The 14,517-nt window shown below is 69.1% G+C and carries 24 protein-coding genes; all 24 read left to right on the top strand.

What is annotated here, in order from left to right; all coding sequences use genetic code 11:
* The first annotated feature begins 131 nt into the window (after positions 1-131).
* The 24 genes from rplP (at position 132) to truA (ending at position 14,492) form a co-directional block, all read left to right on the top strand.
* Positions 132-548, top strand: a complete 417-nt coding sequence (gene rplP, locus ND747_RS13445) for a 50S ribosomal protein L16 (RefSeq protein WP_009740521.1) — start codon at positions 132-134, stop codon at positions 546-548.
* The gene (gene rpmC, locus ND747_RS13440) at positions 548-805 is read left to right on the top strand and encodes a 50S ribosomal protein L29 (protein ID WP_251733863.1); all 258 of its coding nucleotides are present in this window, start codon (positions 548-550) and stop codon (positions 803-805) included. Before rplP ends, rpmC begins: the two co-directional genes overlap by 1 nt.
* A gap of 5 nt (positions 806-810) precedes the next feature.
* Positions 811-1,122: a 30S ribosomal protein S17 gene (gene rpsQ, locus ND747_RS13435; RefSeq protein WP_251733862.1), complete on the top strand. Its 312-nt coding sequence runs from the start codon at positions 811-813 to the stop codon at positions 1,120-1,122.
* 94 nt (positions 1,123-1,216) lie between these two features.
* Positions 1,217-1,585 (top strand): 50S ribosomal protein L14, encoded by a 369-nt coding sequence (gene rplN, locus ND747_RS13430; protein WP_009740518.1) that lies wholly within the window; start codon positions 1,217-1,219, stop codon positions 1,583-1,585.
* Between the two features lie 2 nt (positions 1,586-1,587).
* Positions 1,588-1,914, top strand: a complete 327-nt coding sequence (gene rplX / locus ND747_RS13425) for a 50S ribosomal protein L24 (RefSeq protein ID WP_251733861.1) — start codon at positions 1,588-1,590, stop codon at positions 1,912-1,914.
* 42 nt (positions 1,915-1,956) lie between these two features.
* Positions 1,957-2,541 carry a 50S ribosomal protein L5 gene (gene rplE, locus ND747_RS13420; RefSeq protein WP_285900461.1) on the top strand — a complete coding sequence of 195 codons (585 nt, stop codon included), beginning with the start codon at positions 1,957-1,959 and terminating at the stop codon, positions 2,539-2,541.
* A 4-nt stretch (positions 2,542-2,545) separates the two neighbouring features.
* Positions 2,546-2,731, top strand: coding sequence for a type Z 30S ribosomal protein S14 (locus tag ND747_RS13415; protein ID WP_011602308.1), 186 nt, complete (start codon positions 2,546-2,548; stop codon positions 2,729-2,731).
* A gap of 154 nt (positions 2,732-2,885) precedes the next feature.
* Positions 2,886-3,296 (top strand): 30S ribosomal protein S8, encoded by a 411-nt coding sequence (gene rpsH, locus ND747_RS13410; RefSeq protein WP_163547641.1) that lies wholly within the window; start codon positions 2,886-2,888, stop codon positions 3,294-3,296.
* Between the two features lie 12 nt (positions 3,297-3,308).
* Entirely contained in the window at positions 3,309-3,845 is a 537-nt protein-coding gene (gene rplF / locus ND747_RS13405; RefSeq protein ID WP_251733860.1) for a 50S ribosomal protein L6, read from the top strand.
* A 10-nt stretch (positions 3,846-3,855) separates the two neighbouring features.
* On the top strand, positions 3,856-4,230 hold the full coding sequence (rplR, locus tag ND747_RS13400) for a 50S ribosomal protein L18 (protein WP_251733859.1): 375 nt from the start codon (positions 3,856-3,858) through the stop codon (positions 4,228-4,230).
* 80 nt (positions 4,231-4,310) lie between these two features.
* A complete protein-coding gene (gene rpsE / locus ND747_RS13395; protein WP_251733858.1) occupies positions 4,311-4,919 on the top strand; it encodes a 30S ribosomal protein S5 in 609 nt (202 codons plus the stop codon).
* Positions 4,919-5,104, top strand: coding sequence for a 50S ribosomal protein L30 (rpmD, locus tag ND747_RS13390; protein ID WP_251733857.1), 186 nt, complete (start codon positions 4,919-4,921; stop codon positions 5,102-5,104). Before rpsE ends, rpmD begins: the two co-directional genes overlap by 1 nt.
* A 2-nt stretch (positions 5,105-5,106) precedes the next feature.
* Positions 5,107-5,607, top strand: a complete 501-nt coding sequence (gene rplO, locus ND747_RS13385) for a 50S ribosomal protein L15 (RefSeq protein ID WP_251733856.1) — start codon at positions 5,107-5,109, stop codon at positions 5,605-5,607.
* 300 nt (positions 5,608-5,907) lie between these two features.
* A complete protein-coding gene (secY, locus tag ND747_RS13380; RefSeq protein WP_251733855.1) occupies positions 5,908-7,200 on the top strand; it encodes a preprotein translocase subunit SecY in 1,293 nt (430 codons plus the stop codon).
* Positions 7,200-7,853, top strand: coding sequence for an adenylate kinase (locus ND747_RS13375; RefSeq protein ID WP_251733854.1), 654 nt, complete (start codon positions 7,200-7,202; stop codon positions 7,851-7,853). Before secY ends, ND747_RS13375 begins: the two co-directional genes overlap by 1 nt.
* A 269-nt stretch (positions 7,854-8,122) precedes the next feature.
* Positions 8,123-8,968 carry a type I methionyl aminopeptidase gene (gene map, locus ND747_RS13370; RefSeq protein ID WP_251733864.1) on the top strand — a complete coding sequence of 282 codons (846 nt, stop codon included), beginning with the start codon at positions 8,123-8,125 and terminating at the stop codon, positions 8,966-8,968.
* A gap of 301 nt (positions 8,969-9,269) precedes the next feature.
* The gene (infA, locus tag ND747_RS13365) at positions 9,270-9,491 is read left to right on the top strand and encodes a translation initiation factor IF-1 (protein ID WP_006541558.1); all 222 of its coding nucleotides are present in this window, start codon (positions 9,270-9,272) and stop codon (positions 9,489-9,491) included.
* A 109-nt stretch (positions 9,492-9,600) separates the two neighbouring features.
* On the top strand, positions 9,601-9,714 hold the full coding sequence (gene rpmJ / locus ND747_RS13360; protein ID WP_003956441.1) for a 50S ribosomal protein L36: 114 nt from the start codon (positions 9,601-9,603) through the stop codon (positions 9,712-9,714).
* A 213-nt stretch (positions 9,715-9,927) separates the two neighbouring features.
* Complete coding sequence (rpsM, locus tag ND747_RS13355) at positions 9,928-10,308, top strand: 30S ribosomal protein S13 (RefSeq protein WP_248813318.1); 381 nt, start codon at positions 9,928-9,930, stop codon at positions 10,306-10,308.
* Positions 10,309-10,386: 78 nt separating this feature from the next.
* Positions 10,387-10,791, top strand: a complete 405-nt coding sequence (gene rpsK / locus ND747_RS13350; protein ID WP_009740503.1) for a 30S ribosomal protein S11 — start codon at positions 10,387-10,389, stop codon at positions 10,789-10,791.
* Positions 10,792-10,886: 95 nt separating this feature from the next.
* Positions 10,887-11,516: a 30S ribosomal protein S4 gene (rpsD, locus tag ND747_RS13345; RefSeq protein WP_251733852.1), complete on the top strand. Its 630-nt coding sequence runs from the start codon at positions 10,887-10,889 to the stop codon at positions 11,514-11,516.
* Positions 11,517-11,718: 202 nt separating this feature from the next.
* Positions 11,719-12,768 (top strand): DNA-directed RNA polymerase subunit alpha, encoded by a 1,050-nt coding sequence (locus ND747_RS13340; protein ID WP_248813320.1) that lies wholly within the window; start codon positions 11,719-11,721, stop codon positions 12,766-12,768.
* Between the two features lie 117 nt (positions 12,769-12,885).
* Positions 12,886-13,446: a 50S ribosomal protein L17 gene (rplQ, locus tag ND747_RS13335; RefSeq protein WP_251733851.1), complete on the top strand. Its 561-nt coding sequence runs from the start codon at positions 12,886-12,888 to the stop codon at positions 13,444-13,446.
* A 173-nt stretch (positions 13,447-13,619) separates the two neighbouring features.
* Positions 13,620-14,492: a tRNA pseudouridine(38-40) synthase TruA gene (gene truA, locus ND747_RS13330; protein ID WP_251733850.1), complete on the top strand. Its 873-nt coding sequence runs from the start codon at positions 13,620-13,622 to the stop codon at positions 14,490-14,492.
* The last annotated feature ends 25 nt before the right edge of the window (positions 14,493-14,517 follow it).

The following is a 14,517-nucleotide window of genomic DNA, read 5'->3' as shown; positions in this document are numbered from 1 at the left end:
CCCCCGAGGCGACCGTGGCCGAGACGACCCGTCCGGCGGCGGCCCAGGCCGCCGCCGACACGAGCGCCACCGTCGCCGAGACGGCCGCCACGCCGGCCGCGGGCACTCCGGAGAAGGCGGAGGAGTAGATCATGCTTATTCCCCGGAAGGTAGCGCACCGCAAGCAGCACCACCCTGGTCGCACTGGTGCGGCCAAGGGCGGCACGCGGGTCACCTTCGGCGAGTACGGCATCCAGGCCCTTGAGTCGGCCTACGTGACGAACCGCCAGATCGAGTCGGCCCGTATCGCCATGACCCGGCACATCCGCCGAGGTGGCAAGGTCTGGATCAACATCTACCCGGACCGTCCGCTGACCAAGAAGCCGGCCGAGACCCGGATGGGTTCCGGTAAGGGTTCGCCCGAGTGGTGGGTCGCGAACGTCAAGCCGGGCCGGGTGCTGTTCGAGCTGTCCGGAGTTGCCGAGCCGGTGGCTCGCGAGGCCATGCGGCGTGCCATCCACAAGCTGCCGATGAAGTGCCGTTTCGTGGTTCGTGAAGGTGGTGCGTGATGGCTGTCGCTACCGCGGACGAGCTGCGGGGCCTGACCGGCGAGGAACTCGTCGACAAGCTCCGGGAAGCCAAGGAGGAGCTGTTCAACCTCCGGTTCCAGGCGGCGACCGGGCAGCTGACCAACAACCGCCGGCTGCGCGTCGTACGACGTGACATCGCCCGGATCTACACGGTGATGCGCGAACGCGAGCTGGGCATCACCGACGATCCGGCGCTGGCCGCCGGCGCGGCTGACGACGACGCGACGGAAGCGTGAGGGCAGTGGCAGACGAGACCGAGAACGCCTCGCAGGAGGCCCCGGAGAGCACCGAGGCGGCGCTCGACCGTGGGTTCCGCAAGGTCCGCGAGGGCCTGGTCGTCAGCGACAAGATGACCAAGACCGTCGTCGTCGCCGTCGAGGACCGGGTGCAGCACCCCCTGTACGGCAAGACGATTCGCCGCACGAAGAAGGTCAAGGCGCACGACGAGAGCGGCACCACCGGTGTCGGCGACCGCGTCCTGCTGATGGAGACCCGGCCGCTGTCCGCCACCAAGCGCTGGCGGGTCGTCCGGGTGCTGGAGAAGGCCAAGTAGTTCTCACGACCCGGGGCGACGCCCCTCGGCCAGGCAGTACCGGTTGGTCAGTGGTACCGGGTGATCAGTAGTACCGGGTGATCAGGAGCGGAAAGTGATTCAGCAGGAGTCGCGACTTCGGGTCGCCGACAACACCGGAGCGCGGGAGATTCTCTGCATCCGGGTGCTTGGCGGCTCTGGGCGTCGTTACGCAGGGATCGGCGACATCATCGTCGGCACGGTCAAGGATGCCCTGCCCGGCGCCGGCGTGAAGCGCGGCGACGTGGTCAAGGCGGTCGTGGTGCGCACCACCAAGGAGCGCCGGCGGCCGGACGGCTCCTACATCCGGTTCGACGAGAACGCGGCGGTGCTCATCCGGGACGGCGGTGACCCCCGGGGTACCCGTATCTTCGGGCCGGTCGGCCGCGAGCTGCGGGACAAGAAGTTCATGAAGATCATTTCTTTGGCGCCGGAGGTGCTGTGACCGTGGCCAGCCTGAAGATCAAGAAGGGTGACACGGTCCAGATCATCACCGGTAAGGACCGTGGCCTCAAGGGCAAGGTCATCCGGGCGTACCCGGAGCTGAACAAGGTGCTGGTGGAGGGGGCGAACCGGATCACCCGACACACCCGCGTCCAGCAGAGCGCGCGTGGCTCGCAGTCCGGGGGCATCATCACCCAGGAAGCGCCGATCCACGTCAGCAACGTGCAGATCATTGATCCGTCGGACGGCCGGCCCACCCGCATCGGCTACCGGATCAACGAGGACGGCACCAAGGTCCGCATCTCCCGGCGCACCGGCACCGAGCTGTAGGCCGGGCGAGCAGTCGAGAGCAGTGGGGAATCGAGTTCAGACATGACTGTCACCACCGAAGACCGGACCGCGGATGCCCGTCCGGTGCCGCGGCTCAAGCAGCGGTACCGCGACGAGATCGCCCCGGCGTTGCGCCAGGAGTTCTCCTACGCCAACGTCATGCAGATCCCCGGCGTCGTGAAGGTCGTCGTGAACATGGGTGTCGGCGACGCCGCCCGCGACGCGAAGCTCATCGACGGCGCCGTGCGTGACCTGGCGGCCATCACCGGTCAGAAGCCGGCCGTGCGGCGGGCAACGAAGTCCATCGCCCAGTTCAAGCTGCGCGAGGGCATGCCGATCGGCGCGAAGGTCACCCTGCGCGGCGACCGGATGTGGGAGTTCCTCGACCGGCTGGTCAGCATCGCGCTGCCGCGAATCCGCGACTTCCGCGGGCTGTCGCCCAAGCAGTTCGACGGCCGGGGCAACTACACGTTCGGCGTGGTCGAGCAGTCGATCTTCCATGAGATCGACATCGACCGGATCGACCGGGTTCGGGGCATGGACATCACGGTCGTGACCACCGCGACCACCGACGACGAGGGCCGGGCGCTCCTGCGGGCGCTGGGCTTCCCCTTCCGGGAGAACTAGACAGATGGCCAAGAAGGCACTGATCGAGAAGTCGAATCGCAAGCCGAAGTACGCGGTGCGCGGCTACACCCGCTGCCAGCGCTGCGGGCGGTCCCGCTCGGTGTACCGGGTCTTCGGACTCTGCCGGGTCTGCCTGCGCCAGATGGCACACCGCGGCGAGCTGCCGGGCATCACCAAGAGCTCCTGGTAGTTCGGAGCTCCTGGTAGTTCGGAGCTTTCGGCCTGCCGAGCTCGCACCTCCGTACCAACCCCGCACGTCCACCCGATCGCGGTAGGCCCGCAACCCGGCCGCCGGAGCGCTGTTCCGGAGCCGGTGGGAACCCCCGTGAGAAAGGCGTAACCCCATGACGATGACCGACCCCATCGCGGACATGCTCACCCGTGTCCGCAACGGCAGCCGGGCGTACCACGACCGTGTGGCCATGCCGCACAGCAAGATCAAGACGCACATCGCCGAGATTCTCCAGCAGGAGGGCTACATCTCCAGCTGGCACGTCGAGGACGCGACCTCGGCCGGCGGTGTCGGCCACACGCTGGTCATCGATCTGAAGTACGGGCCGAACCGGGAGCGCTCGATCGCCGGTATCAAGCGCATCAGCAAGCCTGGTCTGCGGGTCTACGCCAAGGCGACGAACCTGCCCAAGGTGCTCGGGGGACTGGGCGTCGCGATCATCTCGACCTCGTCGGGGCTGTTGACCGACAAGCAGGCGAACAAGCGGGGCGTGGGCGGGGAAGTCCTCGCCTACGTCTGGTAAGGAGGGCGAGCGATGTCTCGGATCGGGCGCCTGCCCATTCCCGTCCCCGGCGGTGTCGACATCACCGTTGAGGGACCCACGATCACGGTCAAGGGGCCCAAGGGCACCCTGAGCCACACCGTCGTCGAGCCGATCTCGGTCGACCGGGAGGAGGGTCAGCTCGTCGTGACCCGTCCCGACGACGACCGTCGGTCCCGCTCGCTGCACGGCCTGACCCGCACGCTGGTCTCGAACATGGTCACCGGCGTCACCGCCGGGTACTCCAAGACCCTGGAGATCGTCGGCGTCGGTTACCGCGTCCAGGCGAAGGGCTCCGACCTGGAGTTCGCGCTCGGCTACAGCCACCCCGTCCCGGTCAAGGCCCCCGAGGGCATCCGCTTCGAGGTGCAGACCCCGACCCGCTTCGTCGTCCACGGGATCGACAAGCAGCTCGTCGGCGAGGTCTCCGCGAAGATCCGCGGCCTGCGCAAGCCCGACCCCTACAAGGGCAAGGGTGTGCGCTACCAGGGTGAGGTCGTCCGCCGCAAGGTCGGGAAGACCGGGAAGTAGGAGATAGATCATGGCAGTGAGCCTTGGCGTCAGCGCGAAGCGGCGGATCTCGAAGCTCCGTCGGCATTCCCGCGTGCGCAAGAAGGTGGCGGGCACGCAGTCCCGTCCCCGGCTCGTCGTCACCCGGTCCTCGCGGCACATCTACGCCCAGGTCATCGACGACGTCGCCGGCCACACCCTGGCCTCGGCGTCCACCCTGGACGTGACCCTGCGCGGGGGCGAGGGCGACAAGAGCGCCCAGGCCCGCAAGGTCGGCGAACTGGTCGCGCAGCGGGCGAAGGCGGCCGGCGTCGACGCCGTCGTGTTCGACCGCGGCGGACGGACCTACGCGGGCCGCATCGCCGCGCTCGCCGACGCGGCCCGGGAAGGCGGTCTGGACTTCTGATGACCGCCCAGTCACCGGCCACCCCGGCCCGCCGGATCACGCGGACCGGTCAGCACAGTCAGAACAGGGAGATGTTGTAGATGCCAGGCCAGCAGCGCCGCGGCGGCGGCTCCGGCGGCTCGGACCGTCGGGAACGCCGGGACCGGTCGGGCGGCGGCCCGGCCCAGGAGAAGAACGCCTACGTCGAACGGGTTGTCGCGATCAACCGCGTGGCGAAGGTCGTCAAGGGTGGTCGTCGGTTCAGCTTCACCGCCCTCGTCGTCGTCGGGGACGCCGACGGAACGGTCGGGGTCGGCTACGGCAAGGCGAAGGAGGTGCCGGCCGCCATCGCCAAGGGTGTGGAGGAGGCCAAGAAGCACTTCTTCAAGGTGCCGCGGATCGGCTCGACCATTCCGCACCCGGTGCAGGGTGAGCGGGCGGCCGGAGTCGTGCTGCTCAAGCCCGCCTCGCCCGGTACCGGCGTCATCGCCGGCGGCCCGGTGCGCGCCGTGCTGGAGTGCGCGGGCGTCCACGACGTGCTGTCGAAGTCGCTCGGTTCGTCGAACCCGATCAACATCGTGCACGCGACCGTGGCCGCCCTGCGCGGCCTCATGCGGCCCGAGGAGATCGCGGCCCGGCGTGGGCTGCCGCTCGAGGACGTCGCGCCGCCCGCCATGCTGCGTGCCCGTGCTGTCGCGGCGGGTGCGTGATGGCGAAGCTGCGCATCACGCAGATCCGCTCGGGGATCGGCGGCACGCACAACCAGCGGGCGACACTGCGCACTCTCGGGCTGCGTAAAATCAACTCCTCGACGATCCGGGAGGACCGTCCGGAGGTTCTCGGAATGATCAGAACTGTGACCCACCTGGTCCGGGTCGAGGAGGTGGACGCCTAGCCATGGCCGAGCTGACGAAGACCGATGACGCCGGTGCCACCGAGGCCGGTGCCGAGCGTGGCCGTGGCCTGAAGGTGCACCACCTGCGCCCGGCACCCGGGGCGCACCGCAAGAAGATCCGGGTTGGCCGCGGTGAGGGCTCCAAGGGCAAGACGGCCGGGCGTGGCACCAAGGGCTCCAAGGCCCGCAAGCAGGTGCCGGCCCGGTTCGAGGGTGGCCAGATGCCGCTGCACATGCGGCTGCCCAAGCTCAAGGGCTTCAACAACCCGAACCGGATCGAGTACCAGGTGGTCAACGTCGCCACCCTCGCCGAGCTGTTCCCCGACGGCGGTCAGGTCGGCAAGGCCGACCTGGTGGCCCGGGGTGCGGTGCGGGCCAAGGCCCCGGTGAAGGTGCTGGGCAACGGCGACCTCGACGTCGCGCTGCACATCACCGCGGACGCGTTCTCCGCCTCCGCGCGCGAGAAGATCGCGGCCGCTGGCGGGAGCGTCACCGAAAGCTGAACGGACGGGCGGGGGTGGCGAACAGCGACCCCCGCCCGACGTGTGTCCGGACGCAGACGCCGGTCGCGCGCGTGGGCCGGACCGGCGCCGGACCGGTGTCGGCAGCCGGCCGACACGCACGGCGCAGCGTCCGATCCGGCTACTGCTGCTTACCGGACGTGATGTCCGGACGAGGGGACCTCGTGTCCTGTTACAGTCGCCTCACCGATGTCGGCCTGACGCCGACGCCGACGCCGGTGCTCTGCTCCGGGCAGAACCTCCACCCTCCCCGTCGGTCCGCCATCTCCAGCAGGAGGAGCCGTGCTCACCGCCTTCACACGGGCATTCCGCACTCCTGACCTGCGCAAGAAGCTGCTGTTCACCGTCGGGGTCGTGGTGCTGTTCCGGTTCGGCAGCGTCATGCCCTCACCCGGGGTCTCCACCCGCGCGGTCAACACCTGCCTGAACGCGGCCAGCGCCGAGGGCAGCAACGTGTACTCGCTGATCAACCTGTTCAGTGGCGGCGCGCTGCTCCAGCTGTCCATCTTCGCGCTCGGCATCATGCCGTACATCACCTCGAGCATCATCATCCAGCTGCTCGTCGTGGTGATCCCACGGCTCGAGCAGCTGAAGAAGGAAGGTAGCGCGGGCGAGCAGAAGCTCACCCAGTACACCCGCTACCTGACGATCGCGCTGGGCGTTCTGCAGGCCACCGGCATCGTGGCCCTGGCGCGCAGCGGCCGGCTGTTCCCGAGCTGTTCGGCAGCGATCATTCCGGACACGAGCCTGTTCCGGATCGCCACCATCGTGATCACGATGACCGCCGGTACCGCGGTCATCATGTGGATGGGTGAGCTGATCACGGCCCGTGGCGTCGGCAACGGTATGTCTCTGCTGATCTTCACATCGATCGCGGCGCGGCTGCCCTCCGAGGGCAGCAGCATTCTGCAGGTCGCCGGCGGCGTCGTATTCGCCCTGGTGATTCTGCTGGGGCTCGCCATCGTGGTGTTCGTGGTGTTCGTGGAGCAGTCGCAGCGGCGCATCCCGGTCCAGTACGCCAAGCGGCTCATCGGCCGGCGGATGTACGGCGGGACCTCCACCTACCTGCCGATCAAGGTCAACCAGGCCGGCATCATCCCGGTCATCTTCGCCTCCTCCCTGCTCCAGCTCCCGCAGCTGATCGGGCAGGTGTGGAGCAACCAGGGCTTCCAGGACTTCGAGCAGCGTTATCTCTCACGCGGCGACCACCCGCTCTACCTGGTGACATACTTCGCACTCATCATCTTCTTCACCTACTTCTATGTTGCGATCACCTTTAACCCGACGGAGGTGGCCGACAACATGAAGAAGTACGGTGGGTTCATCCCTGGGCTCAGACCAGGCAACCCGACGGTGGAGTACCTCAAACACGTACTTGATCGGATCACCCTCCCGGGCTCGCTGTTCCTCGGTGTGATCACGGTCCTTCCGCTGGCACTGTTGAACCTGACCAAGGACCAGCCGTTCCCGTTCGCGGGCACCTCGGTCCTGATCATGGTAGGGGTGGGGCTGGAAACGGTGAAGCAGATCGAGAGCCAGCTCATGCTCCGCAACTACGAAGGTTTCCTCCGGTAGTGCGCCTCGTACTGGTGGGACCGCCCGGTGCCGGAAAGGGTACACAGGCCGCGTTCATCGCCCAGGCGCGGTCGATCCCCAAGATCTCCACAGGGGACATTTTCCGAGCGAACGTGCGACAGGGAACGGAACTGGGCCTCAAGGCCAAGGCATACATGGATGCCGGCGACCTCGTCCCGGACGAGATCACGATCGGCATGGTGCGTAACCGGCTCGCCGAGGACGACGCCGTGAAGGGCTTCCTGCTGGACGGTTTCCCCCGCAACGTGCCGCAGGCCGAGGTGCTCGGCCAGATGCTCGATGCGATGGGGACCAAGCTGGACGTGGTCCTGGAGCTCGTCGTTGACGATGACGAGGTGGTGCGGCGACTGTCCGGCCGGCGCACCTGCCGCAACTGCGGGCACATCTGGCACCTCGACTTCGACCCGCCGTCGGTTGAGGACGTGTGTGACCGCTGCGGCGGCGACCTGTTCCAGCGCGACGACGACCGCTCGGAGACGGTGCGCCATCGCCTCGAGGTGTACGCCGACCAGACGTCGCCCCTGGTGGCCTACTACGCCGAGAAGGGCATCCTGATCGGCATCGACGCCACCGGTCCGGTGGACAACGTCACCGACCGCGCGCTGGACGGTCTACGCCACTACGGCGACTGACCGCCGCGGCGCCTGTGGGCGCCGGTGGGCGCCCGGCGAGGTCGGTGCCGAGCCCGTTGCCCCGGAGGTCGGGTACCGGGCCGCCCGGCATCCGACCGATGGCGATCCGGGTGGCTGGCGATCCGGGTCGGTGGCCGGGTGCTCGGCCTGGCCGGTGTGAGTACGGTGGTTAGCATCGGAAGCAGACCGGTACACGGACCCGGTACCCGGACCCGGCACACGGACCCGGTATCTGGACCCAGTACATGGACACGGACCGGGACGAGAGCGTGGCGCGACGAGAACACGTCCAGATCAAGTCGGCGGCTGAGATCGCCAGGATGCGGGTGGCCGGGCTGCTTGTGGCCAGGACCCTCGCCCGGCTGCGGGAGGCGGTCGCTCCCGGCGTCACCACGGCCGACCTCGACGCCCTGGCCGAACAGACGATCCGAGGTGAGGGTGGCATCCCGTCGTTCAAGGGATACGCCCAACCGCCCTACCCGGCCTCCATCTGCAGTTCGGTCAACGACGAGGTCGTCCACGCCATCCCGAGCCGCAAACGGGTGCTGCGCGAGGGCGACATCATCTCGATCGACTGTGGCGCGATCGTCGACGGCTGGCACGGCGACGCGGCGATCACCGTTCCGGTCGGTGAGGTGCCCCCGGCGGTCCTCGCCATGATCGAGACGTGCGAGGGCGCGTTGTGGGCGGGGCTTGCGGCGGCGCAGCTCGGCGGCCGGCTCACCGACATCAGCAACGCGGTGGAGCGTCATGTCCGCCCGCACGAGTACGGCATCGTCGACCACTACGGCGGCCACGGCATCGGCACCGAGATGCACCAGCCGCCGCACGTGCTCAACTACGGTCGCCCCGGGCGCGGGATCAAACTGGTGGAAGGCCTGGCCCTGGCCATCGAGCCGATGATCACCATGGGCAGGCCGGACACCAGGGTGCTCGCCGACGACTGGACGGTCGCCACCAGCGACGGCAGCCTCGCGGCCCACACCGAGCATTCGGTGGCGATCACCCCTCGTGGGCCCTGGGTGCTCACCGAGCCGGACGGCGGGGTTGCCCGTCTCGCCGCCCTCGGCGTCGCCTGTGGGCAGCCCGCCGACGCTCCCAGCGGGATCGGCTGAGCACTCCGGAGCGTGGCGTGGGTGTGGTCCGCGCGTCGTGACCGAGCCCTGTTGGCCCTTGACGGGTGGGCCACGTACACTCTTCAGTTGGCGGTCTTCTCACGCCGGTGTGCTCCACCGCGTCGATAGCAGTCGGTGAAAACGTGGCAGTTGCGGTCGGTGGCAGTGTGGTCGGCAGACCAGGGCTCCCTTCCGGGCGCTCGGGTCTGTGACCTGGGTGTTTTCGGGTTCTGCCCCGGTTCGCCCGACCGGCTGCGGCCGTACCGCCGGCTTACTCGTCGACGTCAGGACAGCGGAGGACATGCCGAAGAAGGACGGGGCCATCGAGATCGAGGGCCGTGTGGTGGAGCCGCTCCCGAACGCCATGTTCCGGGTGGAGCTCCAGAACGGTCATCGCGTTCTCGCCCACATCAGCGGAAAGATGCGCCAGCACTACATCCGGATCCTGCCGGAGGACCGCGTCGTGGTCGAGCTCTCGCCCTACGACCTGTCCCGCGGTCGGATCGTCTACCGCTACAAGTAGCACCAGCTCGTCGCACTCGGTGGCCCGGCTTCGGCCGGGTCGCCGGTAATGCCCCCCTGTCTCCATCGCCACGCGCGGCCCGCGGCTGCGCAGGAGGTCCGCAACAGCCGTGAAGGTCAAGCCAAGCGTCAAGAAGATCTGCGACAAGTGCAAGGTGATCCGGCGCCACGGTCGCGTCATGGTCATCTGCGACAATCTGCGTCACAAGCAGCGCCAGGGCTGAGTCCCCGGCGGGTGGGCTCCGTCTCGCGGCAGGCACGCTGACGCGTGCCGACCGTGGTCCGCGCCGGACGGTGACCACCACCCCCAAGCGATGCCAGGCGTCCCCATGTGGGGCGCTTCCACCCCCGGTCCGGAGGCCGGGGCCCGCACGGTGCACAGCCGCGCGGGACGGTGTCGCCCGAGACCTCCGGTTGCAGGAAGGAAACATCGGTTCATGGCACGCCTGTCTGGCGTCGACCTTCCCCGCGAGAAGCGGGTTGAGATCGCTCTGACCTACATCTTCGGCATCGGCCGCAGCCGCTCGCGGGACACGCTCGCCGCCACCGGAATCAACCCGGACACGCGCGTTCGTGACCTCAGCGAGGACGAGATCGTCCGGCTGCGTGAGTGGATCGACGCGAACTACCGGGTCGAGGGTGACCTCAACCGGGAGATCAAGCAGGACATCCGGCGCAAGATGGAGATCGGCTGCTACCAGGGTCTCCGGCACCGGCGTAACCTGCCGGTCCACGGTCAGCGCACGCACACCAACGCGCGTACCCGCAAGGGCCCGCGTCGCGCCATCGCCGGCAAGAAGAAGGCCGGCAAGAAGTAGTCGGTGCGCCGCCCGGCCGGCTCGGCCGCGGACGACCACTGATCGACGACCTCTCGTACACGGAGACCAGACGCGAAGATGCCACCCAAGACGCGCGCCGCCGGCGCCAAGAAGGTCCGGCGCAAGGAAAAGAAGAACGTCGCCCACGGGCACGCTCACATCAAGAGCACGTTCAACAACACGATTGTTTCGATCACGGACCCGACCGGGAACGTGATCTCCTGGGCCTCCGCCGGTCATGTCGGCTTCAAGGGCTCGCGGAAGTCGACCCCCTTCGCCGCGCAGATGGCCGCCGAGAACGCGGCCCGCAAGGCGCAGGAGCACGGTATGCGCAAGGTCGATGTGTTCGTGAAGGGCCCGGGCTCCGGTCGGGAGACCGCGATCCGTTCGCTGCAGGCGGCGGGTCTGGAGGTCGGGGCGATTCAGGACGTCACCCCGACCCCGCACAACGGGTGCCGCCCGCCCAAGCGGCGCAGGGTGTGACCATGCGGCGCAGCGGCCACGGCCGGGGGATCACCCCGGCCGGTGTCGCGGTGTCGCGTACGAGTTCGCGCCAGGAAACGAGAGAGAAGGAATAGATGGCCCGTTACACCGGCGCGGACTGCAAGCGTTGCCGCCGCGAGAAGACGAAGCTGTACCTCAAGGGCAGCAAGTGCGACACCCCGAAGTGCCCGATCGAGATCCGGCCCTACCCGCCGGGCGAGCACGGTCGCGGCCGGACCAAGGACTCCGAGTACCTGCTGCAGAAGCGCGAGAAGCAGAAGTGCGCGCGCATCTACGGCATCCTCGAGAAGCAGTTCCGGGGCTACTACGACGAGGCCAACCGGCGTGCCGGCAAGACCGGTGACGAGCTGCTGAAGATCCTTGAGTCGCGGCTGGACAACGTGGTCTACCGGGGCGGCTTCGCGCCGTCGCGGGACGCCGCCCGCCAGGCGGTGCGGCACGGCCACGTGCAGGTCAACGGGCGCAAGGTCGACATCCCGAGCTACCGGATCACCGAGAACGACATCGTCGAGATCGCGCCGAAGGCCCGGGAGCTCACCCCGTTCGTGATCGCGCGGGAGACCGCCGGTCAGGGCCGGACGGTGCCGGCGTGGCTGGAGTCGATTCCGAGCCAGATGCGGATCCTGGTGCACTCCCTGCCAGCTCGCCAGGTGATCGACACTCAGGTCCAGGAGCAGCTGATCGTCGAGCTCTACTCCAAGTAGGGCCTGGCGACACCCGATCGCCTCTGCGATGCACCGTTTCGCGGTGCACACTGGAGAGGCGACGGGTGCTCACCGGTGCCATGTGCACCGGACCCGCGGACGGGGCGGACCGATGTCCCGTCCGCCGGCCGCCCGATCTTGGGCGGCCCGCACTGCACGGCGTCATATGGCGGGCGTCGTGGGCGGAAGGATCACCACCACCATGCTGATCGCTCAGCGTCCCACCCTGGTCGAGGACCCGATCTCCGAGTTCCGCTCGCGGTTCGTGATCGAACCGCTGGAGCCCGGCTTCGGCTATACCCTCGGCAACTCGCTGCGCCGGACCCTGCTGTCCTCCATCCCCGGCGCCTCGGTGACCAGCATCCGCGTTGACGGGGTGCTGCACGAGTTCTCCACCGTGCCCGGCGTCAAGGAGGACGTGACCGACCTGATCCTGAACCTCAAGGAACTGGTCGTCAGCTCCGACAACGACGAGCCAACCGTGATGTACCTGCGCAAGCAGGGTCCCGGTGAGGTCTCGGCGGCGGACATCGCCCCCCCGGCCGGCGTCGAGGTGCACAACCCCGAGCTGCGCCTGGCGACCCTGAACGACAAGGGCAAGCTCGAGATCGAGCTGACCGTCGAGCGGGGCCGTGGCTATGTCAGCGCCGCGCAGAACAAGCAGGCCGGCCAGGAGATCGGGCGGATCCCGATCGACTCGATCTACTCGCCGGTGCTGAAGGTGACCTACAAGGTCGAGGCCACCCGCGTCGAGCAGCGCACCGACTTCGACCGCCTCATCGTCGACGTCGAGACCAAGCCGTCGATCTCCCCGCGTGACGCGATGGCCAGCGCCGGCAAGACCCTCGTCGGCCTGTTCGGGCTGGCGCAGGAGCTCAACGCCGAGGCCGAGGGCGTCGACATCGGCCCGTCCGCCGCGGACGCGGCGCTGGCGGCGGATCTCGCGCTGCCGATCGAGGAGATGGACCTGACCGTCCGCTCCTACAACTGCCTCAAGCGTGAGGGCATCCACACGATCGGCGAGCTGGTCTCGCGCAGCGAGGCCGACCTGCTCGACATCCGCAACTTCGGGCAGAAGTCGATCGACGAGGTCAAGACGAAGCTGGGCGCCATGGGCCTGCAGCTCAAGGACTCCCCGCCCGGATTCGACCCGCGGCAGGCCGTCGACACCTACGGCACCGACACCTACAACGCGCCGTTCTCCGACCCGCACGACGACGGCGCCGAGTTCGTCGAAACCGAGCAGTACTGACCTTCCGAGGGCCCCCGCACGGTGCGGGGGCCCTCGTACGACATCCGGTGGCCGCATGCCGCCGTCCTACGGGCGGGCAGCCTGGCGGGACAGTGAAAGGAACGAGGAGCACTCATCATGCCCACGCCAACCAAGGGCGCCCGGCTCGGTGGCAGCCCCGCACATGAGCGGCTGCTGCTGGCCAACCTCGCCACCGCGCTGTTCGAGCACGGCGGCATCACCACCACCGAGGCCAAGGCCAAGCGGCTGCGTCCGTACGCCGAGCGGCTGGTGACCTTCGCCAAGCGCGGTGACCTGCACGCCCGGCGCCGCGTGATGCGCCACGTCCGGGACAACTCGGTCGTGCACACCCTGTTCACCGAGATCGGTCCTCGGTACGCCAACCGTGAGGGCGGCTACACCCGGATCATCAAGCTCGGTAACCGCAAGGGTGACAATGCGCCCCTGGCCCGCATCGAGCTGGTCGAGGCGCTCACCGTCGGCCAGCAGGCCGTCGGTGAGGCCGAGCGCGCTCGCGGCACCCGCTTCGAGGAGCGCGGCAAGCCGACCGGCGCTACCGTCGAGGCCGCCGAGGACCTGGCCAAGGAGTCCCCGACCGCCGCTGCCGTGGCCGCCGAGGCCGCCGAGGCCGAGGCAGCCGAGAAGCCTGCCACCGAAACTCCTGACACCGGCTCCTGAGGCGTCAGCCCTGTTCTGACCGCTGGCGTCGGTGTTGCGTGCAACCGCGACGATGTCGGTCGTGACGATCACCGAAGGCCCGCTGCCCTGTTCCGGGCGGCGGGCCTTCGCTGTTGCGACGGCCGCGGGTCCGTCCACCGCCTGGGCAGTGCCCACCGCTCGGGGAGTACGAGATGTCCGATGAGATGCGTGGTCCACGCGGCCTGCCGCCCCTGGCCGGATCCGGAGCCGGGCTGGTTCGGCTGCGTCTCGACATCAGCTACGACGGCACGCCGTTCGCCGGCTGGGCCCGCCAGCCCGCGCAGCGCACCGTGCAGGGCGACGTCGAGGACGCACTCATCCGGGTCACCCGGCTGGCCGCGGTCCGGCTGACCGTTGCCGGCCGCACCGATTCCGGGGTGCACGCCCTCGGGCAGGTCGCGCACGTCGACCTGCCCGAGGAGGTGCCGCTGGGTGGTCTCGCCCGCCGGCTCAACGGGGTGCTCGACCGCTCCATCCGGGTCACGGGCGTGGCGCCCGCGCCGGCCGGCTTCGACGCCCGGTTCTCGGCGTTGTCCCGCCGCTACGTCTACCGAATCACCGATGCGGCGTTCGGCGCCGAACCGCTGCGCCGCTTCGACACCCTGGCCTGGCCACGCCCCCTCGATGCGGGTGCGATGGCCACTGCCGCCCTGCAGCTGCTCGGTGAGCACGACTTCGCCGCGTTCTGCCGGCGCCGGGAGGGCTCGACCAGCGTTCGGACCCTGCTGCGCCTGGACGTCTCCCGTCGGCGCGACCATGTCCTGACCGCGGACGTCGAGGCGGACGCGTTCTGCCACTCGATGGTCCGGGCCCTGGTCGGGGCGCTGCTCGCGGTCGGCGAGGGGCGCCGCCCACCGCAGTGGCCGGTGGCCGTGCTGCACCGCGGCCTGCGGGACCCGGCGGTCACGGTCGCGCCCGCCCACGGCCTGACCCTGGTGGAGGTGCGCTACCCCCCGGACGCGGCGCTGGCCGCCCGGGCCGAGGTGACCCGGGCCGTGCGCGTCCCCACCAATCCCTCGGGCTGACCCCCGCGGCGCGCTGCCCGCGGGC

The organism is Frankia sp. R82 (assembly GCF_023716925.1).
In the GTDB taxonomy this organism is placed as follows: domain Bacteria; phylum Actinomycetota; class Actinomycetes; order Frankiales; family Frankiaceae; genus Frankia.
Note: the sequence above shows the minus strand (reverse complement) of the source record. Positions and strands in the feature narration are given on the sequence as shown.

Excerpts from the sequence above, each read along its gene's own strand:
- rpsM (WP_248813318.1), top strand. The coding sequence starts at position 9,928 with ATGGCACGCCTGTCTGGCGTCGACCTTCCCCGCGAGAAGCGGGTTGAG.
- rplF (WP_251733860.1), top strand. The coding sequence starts at position 3,309 with ATGTCTCGGATCGGGCGCCTGCCCATTCCCGTCCCCGGCGGTGTCGAC.
- rplE (WP_285900461.1), top strand. The coding sequence starts at position 1,957 with ATGACTGTCACCACCGAAGACCGGACCGCGGATGCCCGTCCGGTGCCG.
- infA (WP_006541558.1), top strand. The coding sequence starts at position 9,270 with ATGCCGAAGAAGGACGGGGCCATCGAGATCGAGGGCCGTGTGGTGGAG.
- rplP (WP_009740521.1), top strand. The coding sequence starts at position 132 with ATGCTTATTCCCCGGAAGGTAGCGCACCGCAAGCAGCACCACCCTGGT.
- rplQ (WP_251733851.1), top strand. The coding sequence starts at position 12,886 with ATGCCCACGCCAACCAAGGGCGCCCGGCTCGGTGGCAGCCCCGCACAT.
- rplO (WP_251733856.1), top strand. The coding sequence starts at position 5,107 with ATGGCCGAGCTGACGAAGACCGATGACGCCGGTGCCACCGAGGCCGGT.
- rpsK (WP_009740503.1), top strand. The coding sequence starts at position 10,387 with ATGCCACCCAAGACGCGCGCCGCCGGCGCCAAGAAGGTCCGGCGCAAG.
- rpmD (WP_251733857.1), top strand. The coding sequence starts at position 4,919 with ATGGCGAAGCTGCGCATCACGCAGATCCGCTCGGGGATCGGCGGCACG.
- truA (WP_251733850.1), top strand. The coding sequence starts at position 13,620 with ATGTCCGATGAGATGCGTGGTCCACGCGGCCTGCCGCCCCTGGCCGGA.
- ND747_RS13415 (WP_011602308.1), top strand. The coding sequence starts at position 2,546 with ATGGCCAAGAAGGCACTGATCGAGAAGTCGAATCGCAAGCCGAAGTAC.
- ND747_RS13340 (WP_248813320.1), top strand. The coding sequence starts at position 11,719 with ATGCTGATCGCTCAGCGTCCCACCCTGGTCGAGGACCCGATCTCCGAG.
- rpsH (WP_163547641.1), top strand. The coding sequence starts at position 2,886 with ATGACGATGACCGACCCCATCGCGGACATGCTCACCCGTGTCCGCAAC.
- rplR (WP_251733859.1), top strand. The coding sequence starts at position 3,856 with ATGGCAGTGAGCCTTGGCGTCAGCGCGAAGCGGCGGATCTCGAAGCTC.
- rpsE (WP_251733858.1), top strand. The coding sequence starts at position 4,311 with ATGCCAGGCCAGCAGCGCCGCGGCGGCGGCTCCGGCGGCTCGGACCGT.
- rpmC (WP_251733863.1), top strand. The coding sequence starts at position 548 with ATGGCTGTCGCTACCGCGGACGAGCTGCGGGGCCTGACCGGCGAGGAA.
- rpsD (WP_251733852.1), top strand. The coding sequence starts at position 10,887 with ATGGCCCGTTACACCGGCGCGGACTGCAAGCGTTGCCGCCGCGAGAAG.